We start from the raw sequence: 15360 nt of genomic DNA, 5'->3' as shown, positions 1-15360 counted from the left end.
GCATGGATGGATGGACGCGCGTAACGGTATCGGCGGCAGCCTGGCGGGGCTCGATCTTCGCGCGGAGATCGATCGCCTGCGCAAGGAGCGCAACGCCGTCATCCTTGCCCATTATTATCAGAAGCCCGAGCTTCAGGATCTCGCCGATTTCGTAGGCGACAGCCTGGACCTCAGCCGCAAGGCGGCCGAGACCGACGCGGACGTGATCGCGTTCTGCGGCGTGCGCTTCATGGCCGAGACCGCGAAGATCCTCTCGCCGCAGAAGATCGTCGTGCTGCCCGACATGAACGCCGGGTGCAGCCTGGAGGACAGCTGCCCGCCCGATCAGTTCGCGGCGTTCCGCGCGGCGCATCCCGATCACATCGCGCTCACCTATATCAACTGCTCGACCGAGGTTAAGGCGCTGAGCGACATCATCGTCACCAGCTCCTCGGCCGAGAAGATCCTCAGCCAGATCCCGCTCGATCAGAAGATCATCTTCGGGCCGGACCGCAATTTGGGCGGCTATCTGACGCGCGTGCTGAAGCGCGAGATGCTGCTGTGGCCGGGCGTGTGCATCGTCCACGAGGCGTTCAGCGAAACCGAGCTGCTCAAGCTGCGCGCCCAGCATCCGGGCGCGCCGATCGCGGCGCATCCCGAATGCCCGCCGCATATCCTGGACCATGCCGATTATGTCGGATCGACGCGGGGCATCCTCGATTTCGCCAAATCCTTCCCCGGCGACACGCTGATCGTCGCGACCGAGCCGCACATCATCCACCAGATGGAAAAGGCGTTGCCGGAGAAGACCTTCATCGGCGCGCCGGGCGCGGACGGCAACTGCAATTGCAATATCTGCCCGTATATGGCGCTCAACACGATGGAGAAGCTCTACGTGGCGCTGCGCGACCTGGAGCCGAGGATCGAGATCGAGGAAGGTCTGCGGCTACAGGCCAAGAAGAGTCTCGACCGGATGCTGGAAATGGCGAGCGCCACCGTGGGGCAGGGCGATCTGGGGCCGGTGCGCGTGGCGGGAGCCTGAGGGGCCGGCCTCGATCCTATAATGGACTGCGCGCGCTGCGCGCGTTGGAGGCATCCGGATGATCTCAGCAGTTCAAGGAACGCATACCCCGCAGATTGCGCCGCGTCCCGCCGCGGCGGCGACCGAACCGGAACCTGGCGAAGCTCATGACGGCATCGCGATCTCCGGCTTCACCTATCTGGGCCGGCTTACCGACCTGCTCGTCGCCAAGAGCGGCGCGCCGATATATGTTCCTCCGCTGAGCCCGGAGACGTTCGATGCCGTCTCGTCGCTTTCCGGCGATGCGGTTCCGGACAACGATGCCTCCAGGATCTGGGGCAATATCGAGGTGGGCGGCCGGGTGATCGCGCAGATCTATGAGTCCGGGGTCATCGCCACCCGTTCGGGCTTCGATCTGCCCGGTGGCTCGGGCGCCGAGAGCGATCCCGCTGCCCGCGCGCGGCTGATGGTCGAGACCTATGGCGGCAAGCTGATCGAGCGTAGCGAGATGGATAACCCGACGCTGTTCAACGGCGTCTGAGAGTACTCGGCGGGCATTATGCCCGGCACCGTCGTGCCGTCGCGCGAAGAATCGGTTCGCGCGACGGCGCAACGATTTGAGTAAATGGGTCCGGCGTGGCGGAATGCGTCGTATCGGGACGCCGAAACTCGATCCGGTTTAAGGCCGCAGCCCCGGGATCAGCGACACCACCACCGACAGCGCCACCGCCGCTGCGGCGGAGAGGCCGAGCGCGAAGCCGAGCGAACGTGCTTCCGGTTCGGCGATCGGCGCCGGCGCGAGCTGGGCGATGCCCGCCTTGATCGCATCGACGATCGGCTGCTCGTCCACGCCCAGCGTCCGCGCGACGCTGCGGGCGAAGCCCACGGCATAGATCGGCGCGCCGAAGCGACCGAACTCGGCCTGCTCGATGGCGGTGAGGTGATGACGGGAAATGCAGGTCTGCGCGGCAAGCTCGTCGAGCGAAAGGCCACGCGCCTCACGCGCCTGGCGCAGCACGCAGGCGGTCGAGGTCCAGCCTTCAGGCGATCCCGTCTTATCCATTCGAACGCGCCCCCCGGTACGTCACGCACCGTTCTGGGACAGAGTTGCGCCGAATTGCAAATATTTCGTTACAGTATTTTACAGAATCGGCCTTGTCCGGCGGCCGGCCGAGGCAGATGTTGCCTATTGATGCAGGTCCCCCGGCCGCCATCGGCAATCCGGCAACGCAATCCCTTCTCGCAGGGAAGGCTCTTGGTGCGCCTGCTCGCCGAGATGCAGACCGGCTCCATCGCCGTGGGGATCCGCGCCTTTGACGGGGATCTCGATCGCGCGATCATCTTCATGGTCGTGGCGCGGGAAAGCGAGCTTCTGTCGGGCCATTCGGAGGGGCATGCCCGTCCCGGCGAACGGGGAGCGAGGGCGATCAGCATCAACGGGCTCGCCGCCTCGCTGGCGCGGCCGTTCGAGACGGTGCGGCGGCATATCCATGGGCTGTGCGACGCGGGGCTCTGCGTCCGGACCTCCGCGGGCGTGACGGTCCCGCCCGAGGTGCACGAGCGGCCGGCGATCAAGGCGATGTTCCATTTCCATCACGATGCGCTGGTGCGGCTGATCGAGGACATGGCGTGGTTCGGCCTACCGCTTCCCGAGCAGCGGCCGCAGGTCGATTATGACTGGCGCACCGGGCTGGCCGCCGCGCACGACGTGCTGCTGACCGGGGTGGAGTTCCATGCGCATCGGTTCCAGCGCTGGATCGACCTGGCGATCCTGGTCGCGGTGACCTGCGCCAATGCGCGGCCGTTCATCTATAATCGGGAAGTGTCGCTGGCCCATGCCGATTTCACCCAGATCCCGGACGAGGCGCTGCGCGCGCCGGTCTCCACCGGGGCGGTGGCGCGGGCGATGGGCCTTGCGACATCGACGACGCACCGGCGGGTGAGCGCGCTGATCGAGAAGGGCGTGCTGGTGCGCAGGGCAGGCGGGCTGCTGGTCTCCGACGCGGAACTCGACGATCCCGCCGCCGTGGCGGACAGCCGGACGAGCACCGATCACACGCGCCAGATATTGATCCGGCTGGCGGCGGGCGGCTTCTGCTTCGAGGATCCGGCGCGCTGCTATGTCGAGGGCCGCCCGCCGCTCTTGTCGTTCGCCTAGGGACAAGCCTAGAGGCGATCCATGACCTTCCGCCTCGACCATTTCGATCTCGACCGCTTCGTGCGCGATACGCTTGCCGAGGATCTGGGCGATCTCGGCGACATCACCTCGGCGGCGGTGATCCCGGCGGACGCGGTGTTCGACGGGGTGATGGACAGCCGCGATGCGATCGTCGTCGCGGGGCTGCCGATCGCCGAGGCGTTCTTCCGCGCGCTCGATCCTGATGTGGCGATCGAGCGGCTCGTGGAGGATGGCGACCGGGTGGAGGCGGGGACCGATCTGCTCCGGCTGCGCGGAAGCGCGCGGGCGATGCTCACCGCCGAGCGTTCGGCGCTCAACACCGTGCAGCACCTCTCGGGCATCGCGACGATGACGCGCAGCTATGTCGATGCGATCGCCGGCACCGGCGCGACGCTGCTCGACACGCGCAAGACGCTGCCGGGGCTGCGCGTGCTGGAGAAATATGCGACGCGGATGGGCGGCGCGACCAATCATCGCATGGGCCTGTGGGATGCGGCGATGATAAAGGACAATCACGTTGCGGTGGCGGGTTCGGTCGAGGAGGCGGTGCGCCGTGCGGTGGCGGCCGGGATTGCCCGGATCATCGTCGAGGTCGACCGGATTGCCCAGATCGAGCCGGCGCTTGTCGCCGGGGCCACGCACCTGCTGCTCGACAATATGGGGCCGGAGATGCTGCGCGAGGCCGTCGCGCTGGTCGATGGGCGCATCCCCACCGAGGCTTCGGGCGGGGTGCGGCTCGACACGATCCGCGCGATCGCCGAAAGCGGTGTGACCTATGTCAGCGTCGGCCGGCTCACCCAGTCCGCCCCGGCGGCGGATATCGGGCTCGACTTCGCCCAGAGCGCTTGAGGAGATCGACCGTGAAGATTCTGTTCGGCGTCGCCGCATCGGCGCTCTCGCTGCTCCCTGGCCTGGCGAACGCCCAGGCGCTGATGTGCACGCCGCCCGCCAAGCTGCAACGGCCCCGGCCCGACCTGCCCAGCGCCGATCAGCCGCGCCGCGTGCTGCCGATCGGCAGCTACACGCTCGCGCTCACCTGGAGCCCCGGCTATTGCCGCGCCAATGGCGATACGCCCGGCGCGCGCTTCCAGTGCGGCGGCGGCACTCGCTTCGGCTTCACGCTGCATGGGCTGTGGCCGGACGGCTATGGCAAGGACTGGCCGCAATATTGCGCCAAGGCGGCGATCGTGCCGCCCGCCGTGCTCCGCAGCACGCTGTGCTCGACGCCGTCCGAACAGCTCATCCAGCATGAATGGGCCAAGCACGGCACCTGCACGGCCATGTCGATGCAGCAATTTTTCGGCCGGGCGACGCGGCTCTATTCGGCGCTGCGCTTTCCGGACATGGCGGCTCTGTCACGCCGCACGCTTACCGTGGCGCAGTTCAAGCAGGCCCTCGCCGCCGCCAATCCGGGCCTGCCCGCCACCGCGATCCGCGTGACGACCACACGGCAGGACTGGCTCGACGAACTCTGGCTCTGCCTCGACAAGGGCTTCCGCTACGAGCGCTGCAAGCCGGGCACCGGCGGCACGCCCGATGCCGCGCTGGTGAAGATCTGGCGCGGCGGGCGGTAAGGCATCCACCAATATTTTCCCCGGCGAAGGCCGGGATCCAGTTGCGATGTGGCTTGGGATGGAGCGGCCCTTTCCTCATGCCGGCTCGATACTGGGCCCCGGCTTTCGCCGGGGAAGGGCTTTGCCAACGACCTCAGGCGTGCTGGTCGATCGTCACGGTCGATGGGTAATGCTTGTCGAGATGCTTGCGGATGATCTTCAGGTTGCGCGTGTTCGACCGGAAGAAGAAATCGGGGATCATGCCCACCCAGGGGATCAGCCCCAGCGCCCAGTCGATCCCGACATTGCCCAGCATCCGCGCGATTGCCGACTTCGACATGCCCAGGTTGCGCGCCTCGATCACCATGTAGATGCCCATCGCGGCCGCGATGAAGTCGCCGCCGACCGGGATCAGGTCGAGGATCACGTCGAGGCCGAACACCTGCCTGGTGCCGGGAATGGTGAAGCCGCGTTCGAGCAGCTTCTCCATCGCCTCGATCCGGCGGCGGACATCGGCCGGGTTCTTGCCCAAGGGCAGGCCGGCCATCGGCCCCGAGGCCATCCGCGTCGTCTTCACTGCCACCATCTCACTCCGCATCGTTGCGCAGGTGGTTCAACGGGTGCCAGGCGCGGCTGTTCCGCTGCCACGCGCCCAGCCTGAGTGCGACAACCGACCAGCGCAGCGGCTGCGCGATCGGGATATAGGTAGCGTCGGCGGCGATTGCAGCGTCCGCCTCGGCGATACGCTGGGCGCGGCTCGCGAGATCGGGGGCGTCGCGCGCCGCCTCGACCAATGCCGCAGCGTCGCTGGAGCAGGCGCGGCATGCCGTGGCGACGAACCAGCGGCCGCTGTCATAGGGCGCGACGGCGTCGATCAGGCGCAGGCCGGCGGTCCGTTCGTCCAGGGCCGTGCGCTCCGGGACAAGGCCGATGTCGTACAACGCCTTGGCGAGATATGCCCAGACCAGGGTGGCGCCGGGGCCGGAGGGGAGGGCGATCCGAACCGTCGCCGGCCCGGGATGGGCCCGCTTCCAGGCCGCGACCCTGGCGCGCGCGTTCTGGCGCCGGGCATCGAGCGGCAGCGGCGCCCAGTCCGGCTGGGTCGGCTGCGTGGCGGAATCGAGCTGGCTCGGCAGCAGCGTTTCGATCGGCGCCCAATCGGGAAGCACTGCGGACGTCAGCGCGACGCGATCGATCGCCATCGCGATCGCCGCGCGATTGCCGGCATCGGCCAGGAAGCCCTCGGGACGGACGACCGCCAGCCCGAACAGGCCGATGGCGGGATCGATCTGGACATTGGCTGCGGCGATCCCGGCCCGGGCGACGATCGGCCAGTCGGCAAAGGTGCCGCCCAGGATGAGATCGGACTGGCGCGCGCGCAGCCGGGCCAGCGCCACCGCCGCCCGCTCGCCGAACAGGCGCACCGTCTCCTCGGGTGCCGGCCCGCTATGGTCGTCGGGCTGGGTGGGGTCCGGGGCGGGGCGCAGCAACAGGCCGGCATGGCTGTCGCGCGACGCGATGAAGGGGCCGCTTCCCACGAAGCTGCGCGTGCGGAAGATTGCCAGTTCAGGCTGGGCGAAGAGCTTGAGCAGGTCTGGGCGCGGCCGCTTGAGCCGCACCTCGATCACCTGCGGCGTCATCTCGACGACTTCCTCGATCACCGCGAGGAAGGGCGCGAGCGCGTTGCGGCTGTTCGGCGCGGCGGCGCGGCGCAGCACGCGCACCACCTGTTCGGCGGTGACCGGCTGACCATCGGACCAGGCGGCGTCGCGCAGGCGGAAGATATAGCTGCGGCCGTCGTCGATCACGATCCAGCGCTCGGCCAGGCCCGGCTCGATCTGGCCGGTCGCGTCGAAGCGGACCAGCCCCTGGGCGGTGGCGCCCATCAGCACGCGCTGGGCCGTCGTCATCTCGCTGGCGCTGGGATCGGCCGGCTCGGCAGGGCCGCCGATCGCGCTCACCACTACCGGCGCATCGTCGCGGCGCTGGCCCACGGTCCCGCACCCGCCCGCGAGCAGGGCGAGAGTCAGAGCGGGCAGGGCAAGTCGATGCATGGCGGTTCCGGCGGGGACGACGAAGCGGGTGTATGGCCTCGCCACCGGGCTGCCAACCCCGCTGGCCGCCGTTGCCCAGCGCCGCCTTGCCGCAGCGCGGCATGGGCGATGGAACCGAATGGCAGTGCGCCGGTTTAAGCGGCTGACATTATAGGGAGTTCCACAATGTCGCGTATCCTTGGCAAAGCCGCGGTCAGCCTGGCCGCCCTCTCGCTCGCTGCGGTGCCCGCGCTGGCGGCGCAAGCGCCGGCATCCAAATTGTCGCTGCGGGCGGCGACCAAGTCGGATAAATCGTCGCAGCTTGCCGGAGCACCGATCATCGCGCTGATCGGCATCGCCGCCATCGTGGCGGGCGGCGTCATCATCGCGACCGACGACGATGATCCCGACAGCCCGTAAGCGCTGAGGGATTTGGTGCGGACGGCGGGACTCGAACCCGCACGCCCCGAGGGGCAGAAGATTTTAAGTCTCCGGCGTCTACCGGTTCCGCCACGTCCGCATCCGCGTCACGAAGACGATGCGGGCTGACTCGTCAAGCGCGCGTTGCCGAGACGTTCAGACGTTCAGGCGGCCGCGCATTTCCTTGCCGGGCTTGAAATAGGGCACGCGCTTGGCATCGACGTCCACCGTCTCGCCGGTGCGCGGGTTGCGGCCGGTGCGGGCATCGCGGGCGCGGGTGGAGAAAGCGCCGAAGCCGCGTAGCTCGACACGGCCATCCTCGCTCAGCCGGTCCACGATCTCATCGAAGAAGACCGATACGATCTTCTCGACCTCGCGGATCGACAGGCCAGGATTGTCCTGCACCAGCAATTGCACCAGCTCCGAACGGATCATCCGTACCCTCCCATGGCGCGCGACGAGTAATCGTTTACTCCCCGCGCAACGCTTCCCCTGCGGAAGACCCTAGCGCCCTTCCGTAACTTGCATCAACCCGAACATTTACGGAATTCTGCAAATAATTCAATTTGTCGGGGTGGGGAGCGGCCGAAACCGCTCCCCGTTTCCGGATCAGTTCTTCTCGTTGCGGGCCTTAAGGGCCTCGCCGAGGATGTCGCCGAGCGACGCGCCCGAATCGGACGAGCCATACTGGGCAACGGCCTGCTTCTCTTCGGCGATCTGCATCGCCTTGACAGAGAAGGTCGGCTTCTTCGAACGATCGAAGCCGGTCACCATCGCGTCGAACTTCTGGCCGACAGCGAAACGCTCCGGACGCTGCTCGTCGCGGTCGCGGCCGAGATCGGTACGCTTGATGAAGCCGGTCGCGCCGTCGTCGCCCACCTGGACCTCAAGGCCCGCGTCGCGGACTTCGAGAACGGTGACGGTGACGACTGCGTTCTTGTTGAGGCGATCACCGGCGCTCGCGCCACCGGCCGCAACCGCCGCCGACGGACCGCCGCGCTCGAGCTGCTTCATGCCGAGCGAGATGCGCTCCTTGTCAGGCTCGATCGCGAGCACGATGGCCTTCACGGTCTCGCCCTTGCGGTGCAGGTTGAGCGCGTCCTCGCCCGAGATGCCCCAAGCGATGTCCGACATGTGGACCATGCCGTCCACATCGCCGTCCAGGCCGATGAACAGGCCGAACTCGGTGGCGTTCTTGACTTCGCCCTCGACCTCGGTGCCGACCGGATGGGCAGCCGCGAAGGCTTCCCACGGATTGGCCTGGGCCTGCTTGAGGCCCAGCGAGATGCGGCGCTTCTCGGGATCGACCTCGAGCACCACCACGTCGACTTCCTGCGAGGTCGAGACGATCTTGCCCGGATGGACGTTCTTCTTGGTCCAGCTCATCTCCGAGACGTGGACCAGGCCTTCGATGCCCGGCTCCAGCTCGACGAACGCGCCGTACTCGGTGATGTTGGTCACGCGGCCGCTGAGGCGCGCGCCGACCGGGTACTTGGCGGCGGCGCCGTCCCACGGATCGCTCTCGAGCTGCTTCATGCCCAGCGAGATGCGCTGCGTGTCGCGGTTGATGCGGATGATCTGCACCTTCACCGTGTCGCCGATGTTCAGCATCTCCGACGGGTGCTGGACGCGCTTGTAGCTGAGATCCGTCACGTGGAGCAGGCCGTCGATGCCACCCAGGTCCACGAAGGCGCCGTAATCGGTGATGTTCTTGACGACGCCGTCGATCACCTGGCCCTCGGCCAGCGACTGGATCAGGCCCGAACGCTGCTCGGCGCGGGTCTCTTCGAGGACGGCGCGGCGCGAGACGACGATGTTGCCGCGCTTGCGGTCCATCTTCAGGATCTGGAAGGGCTGCGGGATGTCCATCAGCGGCGTGACGTCGCGCACCGGGCGGATATCGACCTGCGAGCCGGGCAGGAAGGCCACGGCACCCGACAGGTCGACGGTGAAGCCGCCCTTGACGCGGCCGAAGATCACGCCCTCGACGCGGGCGGTCTTGGCGAATTCGGTTTCCAGCTTGTCCCAAGCGGCTTCGCGGCGGGCGCGGTCGCGGCTGAGCATCGCTTCGCCACTGGCGTTCTCGACGCGATCGACATAGACTTCGACCTCGTCGCCGACCTTCAGATCGGCCTTCTGGCCCGGCGCGGCGAATTCGCGCAGCGGCACACGGCCTTCGGACTTGAGGCCGACGTCGATGACCGCAAGGTCGTTCTCGATGCCGGTGACGGTGCCGATCACGACGCGGCCTTCAAAGCCGTCCGCCTGACCGAGGGTCTGTTCGAGGAGCGCCGCGAAATCGTCGCGGCTGGGGTTTGCCGTAGTGGCCATAAAGGGTTTCGTTCCTAGTTCAGTTTTTCCGGCCGGTCGGTTGGATCCGACGGTCTTTTAGGCCAGAATTGCCGCGACAGCCGGATGCCGGACGCGGCGTCCGTCGCGCGGATGCAATAAGGAATTCACATCGTCAAAAATGCGAAAAGAGCGCGCGGGAAACCTCCCGGTGCGCCTTCCTTCACGAGCACCCGCTCGTTGGACCGCGCGCCCTTAGCGCAAACGGCCCCCGATCGCAAGCTTGGCAGGGAAGGGCACCGCCGCCATTCGCCGCCGCCGATCCTCTATAATGGGATATCAGGACTGGCGCCGGGGATGAGCAAAGGAGACAGGACATGCTTGAGATGGGCGCCTATCGCGACATTTCCGTCATTGTCGCCGTGCGCGAGGGCAGCAGCCGCGTACGCGGCAAAATCTTCCTGCCTTTCGACGGCGAGAAGACGCTGCTGGACTGGAAAATCGAGCAACTGAAGCAGGTCCAGGATCCCGATCTGATCTTCCTCAGCTCCAATTCGGAACGAGTGCGCGAGGCTGCCGAGCGGCACGGCGTGCAGTTCCTGCCGCGGTCTGACTATCTCTGCACCGCCCATCTCGCGGCGCTGAGCGAAGTGATTACCGGCGTGGTGAAGGACGTGAAGACGCCCTATTTCGCCTGGGCGATGGCGGTGGTACCGCTGATGTCGCCGGACGAATATCGCGAGGGCTTCGACCTGTTCCTGCGCCATGTCGCGCTCGAGCGGACGCATGACAGCCTCGTCTCGGCCAATCTGCTCAAAGAGTTCCTGTGGAACGCCGAGGGGCCGATCAATTACAAGGCCGATCGCGGCCATGTGTACACGCAGAACCTGCCCGATATCTTCCGCATCACCAACGGGCTCTACATGCGCTCGACCGAGGACACGATGCGCGATGCCTATTTCCTAGGCCGCAAGCCGTACATGCATCAGGTGCGGAAAGCCTCCGGCATCGATATCGACGAATATGAGGATTACGAGGCGGCGCTCGCGATGAAGGCGCTCTATTATTCCGGCGCAAGCCATGTGCCCGGCGCGCAGCGCGGACCGGGCACGCAGCACGCTCGCGTCTGAGGGCTAGGCGCTCTGGCGCTTGCGCGCCTCTACCAGCGCGATCGCGCGCTGCACGGCGGCGTCGATCGAGAGGAAGCTGGTGTCGAGCGTCGCGGCGTCGGGCGCCTGGGTCATCGGCGCCTCGCTCCGCCGCGAATCGCGTTCGTCGCGGGCGCGGATATCGGACAGCACCTTGTCGAGGCTGGCGGCGGTGCCGTTCTTGCGCAGTTCCAGGTGGCGCCGTTGGGCGCGGATCATCGGCGTCGCCTTGACGAACAGCTTTACGTCCGCATCCGGCGCGATCACCGTGCCGATGTCGCGGCCGTCGAGCACGGCGCCGCCGGCCTGATGCGCGAACTTCTTCTGCCGGCTGAGCAATGCGGCGCGGACCAGCGGATGCGCCGAGACGATCGAGGCGGTCTTGCCCACCTCGTCGCTGCGCAGCCAGGGATCGTCGAGCAGCCGGTCCTCGAAGCTGCAGGCGGAGACGGCATCGGCTTCCTTCTCCGGATCGAGCCCCTCGCGCAGCACCATGGCCGCGACCGCGCGATAGAGCAGGCCGGTGTCGAGATGCGGCAAGCCGTAATGGCGCGCGAGCGCCCGGGCGATGGTGCCCTTGCCCGAAGCGGCCGGTCCGTCGACTGCGATGATCATGGCGCCCGCCTCGCCATGCGCATCGCCCTCGTCAAGCGGAAAGCGGTGCCCCGTTGCGATCAGGCCCGATCGTGGCGCGCCAGCCAGGTGCGCAGCAGCGTGAGATAGGAATCCGGCGCGTCGGTGAGGATGCTGTGCGCCGATCCCTTGATCTCGCGGAAGGTGGCGCCGCGCACGCGATGCGCGAAGGCGGCGACGGTGGCCGGCCGCGCCTCGTCATATTCGCCGCAGACGAACAGGGTGCGCGGGCCGTCCAGCTTCGCGAGCAGCGGCTCGCCGTCATAGTCCTTGAGCGTGCCGGTCGAGACGAACTCGGCCTTGCCCCACATCTCCTGATAGATCTTCCGGCCGGCGTTGCGCGGCAGGCCGGCGCGATATGCGGCGATCTCCGGCGATCGGTTGCCGCGCGCCACATGGAGCTTGTAGAAGGCTGCCGTGGCCGCGTCGCACTGGCTGGCTGCGGGCGGCGCCGCGCCGTCGCAGGCGTCCAGCGTGGCGCGCCATCCGGCGGGCAGCTGGCTGCGCAGCAGGTTCGCGTCGGCGATCCAGCGACGGGTGGAGACCAGCGGGGACTGGATCACCAGGCTCGCCATTTCCGGGCGCCGCCGCGCGCCATATTCGAGCGCGAGCGTGCCGCCCCAGCTTCCGCCGCCCACGTGCCAGCGCGTGATGCCCAGCGCGTCGCGGATATGGTCGAGCTCGTCGACGAAGCGCGAGACCTGCCAGTTCGCGGGATCCTGCGGCGCATCCGATCGGCCGCTATCGAGCTGGTCGTAGAGGATCACGGCGCGGTCATCGGCGAGCGCGGTGAGCGGGAGCAGCCCCGAATGGCCGCTGCCCGGGCCGCCATGCATGTAGACCAGCGGAGGATTCGGCCCCTTGAGATCGCCGTTGACGCGCACATAGATGCTGCCGCCCTGCACCGGCACCATCAGCTCGCGATCCGGCGCGATCCGCATCGCCTGGCCGGCGGCGCGCGCCAGGACCGGTGCTGCGAAGGCGCCAGCGGCAAGTCCGCCCAGCAGGGCACGACGGTCAAACTTCATGGACGATCCCCTTTTCGGAGATGGTATACGAAATCAGGCGCCGGTCAACGCATCGAGCATCTGGAAGAAATTGGGGTAGCTGGTCGCCACCGGCGCGACATGGTCGATCGTCACCGGCGTAGTTGAGGCCAGGCCGGCGATCGTCATGCTCATCGCGATGCGGTGGTCGAGCAGCGAGGCGATCGTAGCGCCGCCCTGCAGCGGCTCGCCGCCGGAGCCCTGGATGGCAAGCCCGTCCTCGAACTCCTCGACGGTAACGCCGATCGCGGTGAGCGCGGTGGCCATGGCGGCGATCCGATCCGATTCCTTGACGCGCAGCTCATGCGCGCCCCGCGCCACGGTGCGCCCCTCGGCCAGCGCGGCGGCTACGAACAGCACCGGATATTCGTCGATCATGCTGGGCGCGAGCTCGGGCGGCACCTCGATCGCCTTCAGGGGCGCGTGGCGGACGATCAGGTCGGCGACCGGCTCGCCGCCGACGATGCGCGGCTGGGCCTCGGAAATGTCCGCGCCCATCATCCGCAGCGCCTGGATCAGCCCGGTGCGCGTCGGATTCATGCAGACATTGGCGATCGTGATCTCCGAACCCGGCACGATCGACGCCGCGACCATCCAGAAGCCGGCCGACGAAGGGTCGCCGGGAACGACGATGTGCTGCGGCTTGAGCTCCGCCTCGCCGGTGATCGAGATGATCCTGCCGTTCGGGCCGTCCTCGACCGTGAGCTCGGCGCCAAAGCCGCGCAGCATCCGCTCGCTATGGTCGCGGGTGGGAACCGGTTCGATGACCCGGGTGATGCCCGGCGTGTTGAGACCGGCGAGCAGCACCGCGGACTTCACCTGCGCCGATGCGACGGGCAGGGTATATTCGATCGGGATCGCCGGGCACAGGCCGCGCAGCATCAGCGGCAACTTGCCGCCGGGGCTGGCGGTGATGTCCGCGCCCATGCGCGAGAGCGGCTCGATCACACGGCCCATCGGCCGGCTGGAGAGCGAAGCGTCGCCGATGAAGGTGGCGGTGATCGGGTGGCTGGCGACCAGCCCCATCAGCAGCCGAGTCGAGGTGCCCGAATTGCCCATGTCGAGCGCCTGTGCCGGCTGGAGCAGGCCGCCGACGCCCACGCCGTGCACGCGCCAGACGCCGTCCGCGCCGCGCGCCACCTCGGCGCCCATCGCCCGCATCGCGGCGGCGGTGGCGAGCACGTCCTCGCCCTCCAGCAGCCCCTCGATCCGGCTTTCTCCCACCGCGAGCGCCGAGAACATCAGCGAACGATGGCTGATCGACTTGTCGCCGGGCACGGTGACGATTCCGCGCAGCGGACCACGGGCGGAGAGGGTGAAGGGGCGGGGAGCGGCGTGCGACATCGCGCGCGGCTTTGACAGCCGGCTTGCACCATGGCAAGGCGCCCCCCACTTTCCGGGGTCAACACCCGAAATCACGATATTTTGAAAGGCAAGAGGCAACACATGGTGAAGCCGGAATGGGGCACCAAGCGCGCGTGCCCGAAGTGCGGGACGCGATTCTACGATCTTACCAAGGACGAGCCCGTCGTCTGCATCAACTGCTCCTTCTCCTGGGAGCCGGAGCCGATCCTGAAGTCGAAGCAGCCGCTTCCCTTCGAAGCGGCGAAGCCCGACAAGGTGAAGCCCGAGAGCGAGGATTCGGATCTGGGCGATGAGGATCTGGACATCGGCGCCGACGACGAGGAGCCCTCGCCGGACGACGACGTCGATCTGGGCGGCGACGACGACCTGGGCGTCGAGACCGGCGGGGACGACGACGAGCAATAAAATCACCGGATTGGCGAGGACGTGAAAAACCGTCCTTGCCAAACCCGCAAGGCCCTTCTAATGGGCCTGCCTTCCCGGGGAATGGGGCCGTAGCTCAGCTGGGAGAGCGCTGCAATGGCATTGCAGAGGTCAGGGGTTCGATCCCCCTCGGCTCCACCATTTCCCTGAAGAATCGCCCGGCCTGTCAGGCCGGGCTTTCTCTTTCTCCAGACATTTCACCGGAGCGGCAGTGTCAGATCCTGCTGACGGCCGGTGCCGTGCACCACGACCTTGTCGGCGAAGAAATCGAGCCGGGCATAGGACGTCTCGGGCGTGTCGAGCATCGCCTTCAGGTTGACATAGTGGATGCCCGCGCGGACGCCGTAATTGCCTTCATGATTATGCCCGTCGAGCCAGATCTTGGCGGAGGGGTGCCGTTCGAGCAGCGCCATCACCGCCGGCGCATTCCACAGGTTGTGCGGATTCTCCGGCCAGAGCGGGAAATGGCTGAAGATCATCGCCTTCAGCCCCTTCCGATCTGCCTCGGCGAGCTGCGCGTCGATCCAGCGCATCTGCGCGTCGCCGATACCGCCGTCCCATAACGGCTTGTCGGCATAGAGAGCGGCGTGCGCTTCCATGCTGCGCTGGTGCTCGGGGCTGCCCTCGGGCCAGGCATAGCTGCTCAGGTCATTGCCGTCGGTGACGATGAACAGCCAGCCCTGCTGGGCGAAGCTGTAATAGCGCGCCGGCATGCCGAGCTTGGCAGGCACCTGGGGCTTATGGGCATCGTCGATCGCGAATTCGTGATTGCCCAGCACGAAATGCCAGGGATGCTTCAGCTTCCGCGCGACCGGCAGCAGCGCGTCGTAGCTCGGCCAGTCCTTGTCGATGAAGTCGCCGAGATGGACGACGAAGGCGAGCTTCTGGCGATTGAAGTCCGCCACCGCGGCGGCGAGCTTGTCCGGCGTGGTGTGATAGAGGCGGGGCGGGGCATCGGGCTCGGCGGCGTATTGGGCGTCGGCGATCGCGCCGATGCTGAACTGCGGCTTCGCTTCCTCCGGCTGCGGGGCCGGCGCGGCGCTCAATCCGATCAGTGCCGCCAGCATCATCCCCAAGCGCATCGCCTACTCCATCGGTTCTGAAAAGGGGCTGCTTAGGATTCGATTGTTTCAGATTGAGCATCGGGCGCGGGGATGTCGCACGATTGTCATGCGGGCTTCACGGAGCGCGCCTAGCCGTGCCGGGACTCGGGGCGAATCCGGAGCGGGGAGGCAGATGATGACGTCGCCAGCGCGGCTGCGTGACCGGCT

Annotated in this window: 17 protein-coding genes and 2 tRNA genes; 9 read left to right on the top strand and 10 right to left on the bottom strand. The window is 67.4% G+C overall.

The features are described 5' to 3' along the window. Nucleotides 1-10 precede the first annotated feature (10 nt). Together nadA and HB724_RS07810 are read left to right on the top strand one after the other, a co-directional pair. Nucleotides 11-1021: a quinolinate synthase NadA gene (nadA, locus tag HB724_RS07815; protein WP_213980356.1), complete on the top strand. Its 1011-nt coding sequence runs from the start codon at nucleotides 11-13 to the stop codon at nucleotides 1019-1021. A gap of 58 nt (nucleotides 1022-1079) precedes the next feature. After that, on the top strand, nucleotides 1080-1541 hold the full coding sequence (locus HB724_RS07810; RefSeq protein ID WP_213980355.1) for a hypothetical protein: 462 nt from the start codon (nucleotides 1080-1082) through the stop codon (nucleotides 1539-1541). 138 nt (nucleotides 1542-1679) lie between these two features. On the opposite strand, the gene HB724_RS07805 is transcribed toward HB724_RS07810, so the two are convergent. After that, complete coding sequence (locus tag HB724_RS07805) at nucleotides 1680-2063, bottom strand: helix-turn-helix transcriptional regulator (RefSeq protein ID WP_213980354.1); 384 nt, start codon at nucleotides 2061-2063, stop codon at nucleotides 1680-1682. Nucleotides 2064-2258: 195 nt separating this feature from the next. Here HB724_RS07805 and HB724_RS07800 point away from each other — a divergent pair, with 195 nt between their 5' ends. Genes HB724_RS07800 through HB724_RS07790 form a run of 3 tightly spaced genes read left to right on the top strand, consistent with a single transcriptional unit; the run spans nucleotide 2259 to nucleotide 4753 of the window. Further along, nucleotides 2259-3158: an ArsR family transcriptional regulator gene (locus HB724_RS07800; protein WP_346344692.1), complete on the top strand. Its 900-nt coding sequence runs from the start codon at nucleotides 2259-2261 to the stop codon at nucleotides 3156-3158. Nucleotides 3159-3179: 21 nt separating this feature from the next. Continuing rightward, on the top strand, nucleotides 3180-4028 hold the full coding sequence (gene nadC / locus HB724_RS07795) for a carboxylating nicotinate-nucleotide diphosphorylase (RefSeq protein ID WP_213980352.1): 849 nt from the start codon (nucleotides 3180-3182) through the stop codon (nucleotides 4026-4028). Between the two features lie 17 nt (nucleotides 4029-4045). Beyond that, nucleotides 4046-4753 (top strand): ribonuclease T, encoded by a 708-nt coding sequence (locus HB724_RS07790; RefSeq protein ID WP_346344694.1) that lies wholly within the window; start codon nucleotides 4046-4048, stop codon nucleotides 4751-4753. A gap of 133 nt (nucleotides 4754-4886) precedes the next feature. On the opposite strand, the gene HB724_RS07785 is transcribed toward HB724_RS07790, so the two are convergent. Both HB724_RS07785 and HB724_RS07780 read right to left on the bottom strand, forming a co-directional pair. Continuing rightward, nucleotides 4887-5294 (bottom strand): DUF4112 domain-containing protein, encoded by a 408-nt coding sequence (locus HB724_RS07785; protein WP_213980423.1) that lies wholly within the window; start codon nucleotides 5292-5294, stop codon nucleotides 4887-4889. A 25-nt stretch (nucleotides 5295-5319) separates the two neighbouring features. Continuing rightward, a complete protein-coding gene (locus HB724_RS07780; RefSeq protein WP_213980351.1) occupies nucleotides 5320-6786 on the bottom strand; it encodes an ABC transporter substrate-binding protein in 1467 nt (488 codons plus the stop codon). Nucleotides 6787-6951: 165 nt separating this feature from the next. On the opposite strand from HB724_RS07780, the gene HB724_RS07775 reads away from it, so the two are divergent. Continuing rightward, on the top strand, nucleotides 6952-7185 hold the full coding sequence (locus HB724_RS07775) for a hypothetical protein (protein ID WP_213980350.1): 234 nt from the start codon (nucleotides 6952-6954) through the stop codon (nucleotides 7183-7185). A gap of 13 nt (nucleotides 7186-7198) precedes the next feature. Here the strand turns inward: HB724_RS07775 and HB724_RS07770 are convergent. The 3 genes from HB724_RS07770 to rpsA all read right to left on the bottom strand — a co-directional run bounded on the left by HB724_RS07770 (nucleotide 7199) and on the right by rpsA (nucleotide 9516). Continuing rightward, nucleotides 7199-7285 (bottom strand) — tRNA-Leu (locus tag HB724_RS07770). Between the two features lie 56 nt (nucleotides 7286-7341). Next, nucleotides 7342-7620, bottom strand: coding sequence for an integration host factor subunit beta (locus tag HB724_RS07765; protein WP_213980349.1), 279 nt, complete (start codon nucleotides 7618-7620; stop codon nucleotides 7342-7344). A 174-nt stretch (nucleotides 7621-7794) separates the two neighbouring features. Beyond that, a complete protein-coding gene (gene rpsA, locus HB724_RS07760) occupies nucleotides 7795-9516 on the bottom strand; it encodes a 30S ribosomal protein S1 (protein WP_213980348.1) in 1722 nt (573 codons plus the stop codon). Between the two features lie 335 nt (nucleotides 9517-9851). Between rpsA and HB724_RS07755 the strand changes: the two genes are divergently transcribed. Next, on the top strand, nucleotides 9852-10604 hold the full coding sequence (locus HB724_RS07755; RefSeq protein WP_213980347.1) for a hypothetical protein: 753 nt from the start codon (nucleotides 9852-9854) through the stop codon (nucleotides 10602-10604). Nucleotides 10605-10607: 3 nt separating this feature from the next. On the opposite strand, the gene HB724_RS07750 is transcribed toward HB724_RS07755, so the two are convergent. The 3 genes from HB724_RS07750 to aroA are packed head-to-tail and all read right to left on the bottom strand — an operon-like array spanning nucleotide 10608 to nucleotide 13645. Beyond that, nucleotides 10608-11237, bottom strand: coding sequence for a d(CMP) kinase (locus HB724_RS07750; protein WP_213980346.1), 630 nt, complete (start codon nucleotides 11235-11237; stop codon nucleotides 10608-10610). A gap of 59 nt (nucleotides 11238-11296) precedes the next feature. Then, nucleotides 11297-12283: a proline iminopeptidase-family hydrolase gene (locus HB724_RS07745; RefSeq protein ID WP_213980345.1), complete on the bottom strand. Its 987-nt coding sequence runs from the start codon at nucleotides 12281-12283 to the stop codon at nucleotides 11297-11299. A 33-nt stretch (nucleotides 12284-12316) separates the two neighbouring features. Next, the gene (gene aroA, locus HB724_RS07740; RefSeq protein WP_213980344.1) at nucleotides 12317-13645 is read right to left on the bottom strand and encodes a 3-phosphoshikimate 1-carboxyvinyltransferase; all 1329 of its coding nucleotides are present in this window, start codon (nucleotides 13643-13645) and stop codon (nucleotides 12317-12319) included. A gap of 102 nt (nucleotides 13646-13747) precedes the next feature. Between aroA and HB724_RS07735 the strand changes: the two genes are divergently transcribed. Both HB724_RS07735 and HB724_RS07730 read left to right on the top strand, forming a co-directional pair. Continuing rightward, nucleotides 13748-14071 (top strand): TIGR02300 family protein, encoded by a 324-nt coding sequence (locus HB724_RS07735; RefSeq protein ID WP_213980343.1) that lies wholly within the window; start codon nucleotides 13748-13750, stop codon nucleotides 14069-14071. Nucleotides 14072-14154: 83 nt separating this feature from the next. Further along, a tRNA-Ala gene (locus tag HB724_RS07730) sits at nucleotides 14155-14230 on the top strand. 56 nt (nucleotides 14231-14286) lie between these two features. Here HB724_RS07730 and HB724_RS07725 read toward each other — a convergent pair. Beyond that, nucleotides 14287-15171, bottom strand: coding sequence for a metallophosphoesterase (locus HB724_RS07725; RefSeq protein WP_213980342.1), 885 nt, complete (start codon nucleotides 15169-15171; stop codon nucleotides 14287-14289). Nucleotides 15172-15360 lie beyond the last annotated feature (189 nt).

The organism is Sphingomonas sp. dw_22 (assembly GCF_018449795.1).
Classification (GTDB): Bacteria; Pseudomonadota; Alphaproteobacteria; order Sphingomonadales; family Sphingomonadaceae; genus Sphingomonas.
The sequence above is the reverse complement of the archived record's forward strand: the minus strand, read 5'-3'. Positions and strand labels throughout refer to the sequence as shown.

Coding starts and splice junctions, on each gene's coding strand:
- nadA (WP_213980356.1), top strand. CDS start 11: ATGGACGCGCGTAACGGTATCGGCGGCAGCCTGGCGGGGCTCGATCTT.
- HB724_RS07810 (WP_213980355.1), top strand. CDS start 1,080: ATGATCTCAGCAGTTCAAGGAACGCATACCCCGCAGATTGCGCCGCGT.
- HB724_RS07805 (WP_213980354.1), bottom strand. CDS start 2,063: ATGGATAAGACGGGATCGCCTGAAGGCTGGACCTCGACCGCCTGCGTG.
- nadC (WP_213980352.1), top strand. CDS start 3,180: ATGACCTTCCGCCTCGACCATTTCGATCTCGACCGCTTCGTGCGCGAT.
- HB724_RS07785 (WP_213980423.1), bottom strand. CDS start 5,294: ATGGCCTCGGGGCCGATGGCCGGCCTGCCCTTGGGCAAGAACCCGGCC.
- HB724_RS07780 (WP_213980351.1), bottom strand. CDS start 6,786: ATGCATCGACTTGCCCTGCCCGCTCTGACTCTCGCCCTGCTCGCGGGC.
- HB724_RS07775 (WP_213980350.1), top strand. CDS start 6,952: ATGTCGCGTATCCTTGGCAAAGCCGCGGTCAGCCTGGCCGCCCTCTCG.
- HB724_RS07765 (WP_213980349.1), bottom strand. CDS start 7,620: ATGATCCGTTCGGAGCTGGTGCAATTGCTGGTGCAGGACAATCCTGGC.
- rpsA (WP_213980348.1), bottom strand. CDS start 9,516: ATGGCCACTACGGCAAACCCCAGCCGCGACGATTTCGCGGCGCTCCTC.
- HB724_RS07755 (WP_213980347.1), top strand. CDS start 9,852: ATGCTTGAGATGGGCGCCTATCGCGACATTTCCGTCATTGTCGCCGTG.
- HB724_RS07750 (WP_213980346.1), bottom strand. CDS start 11,237: ATGATCATCGCAGTCGACGGACCGGCCGCTTCGGGCAAGGGCACCATC.
- HB724_RS07745 (WP_213980345.1), bottom strand. CDS start 12,283: ATGAAGTTTGACCGTCGTGCCCTGCTGGGCGGACTTGCCGCTGGCGCC.
- aroA (WP_213980344.1), bottom strand. CDS start 13,645: ATGTCGCACGCCGCTCCCCGCCCCTTCACCCTCTCCGCCCGTGGTCCG.
- HB724_RS07735 (WP_213980343.1), top strand. CDS start 13,748: ATGGTGAAGCCGGAATGGGGCACCAAGCGCGCGTGCCCGAAGTGCGGG.
- HB724_RS07725 (WP_213980342.1), bottom strand. CDS start 15,171: ATGCGCTTGGGGATGATGCTGGCGGCACTGATCGGATTGAGCGCCGCG.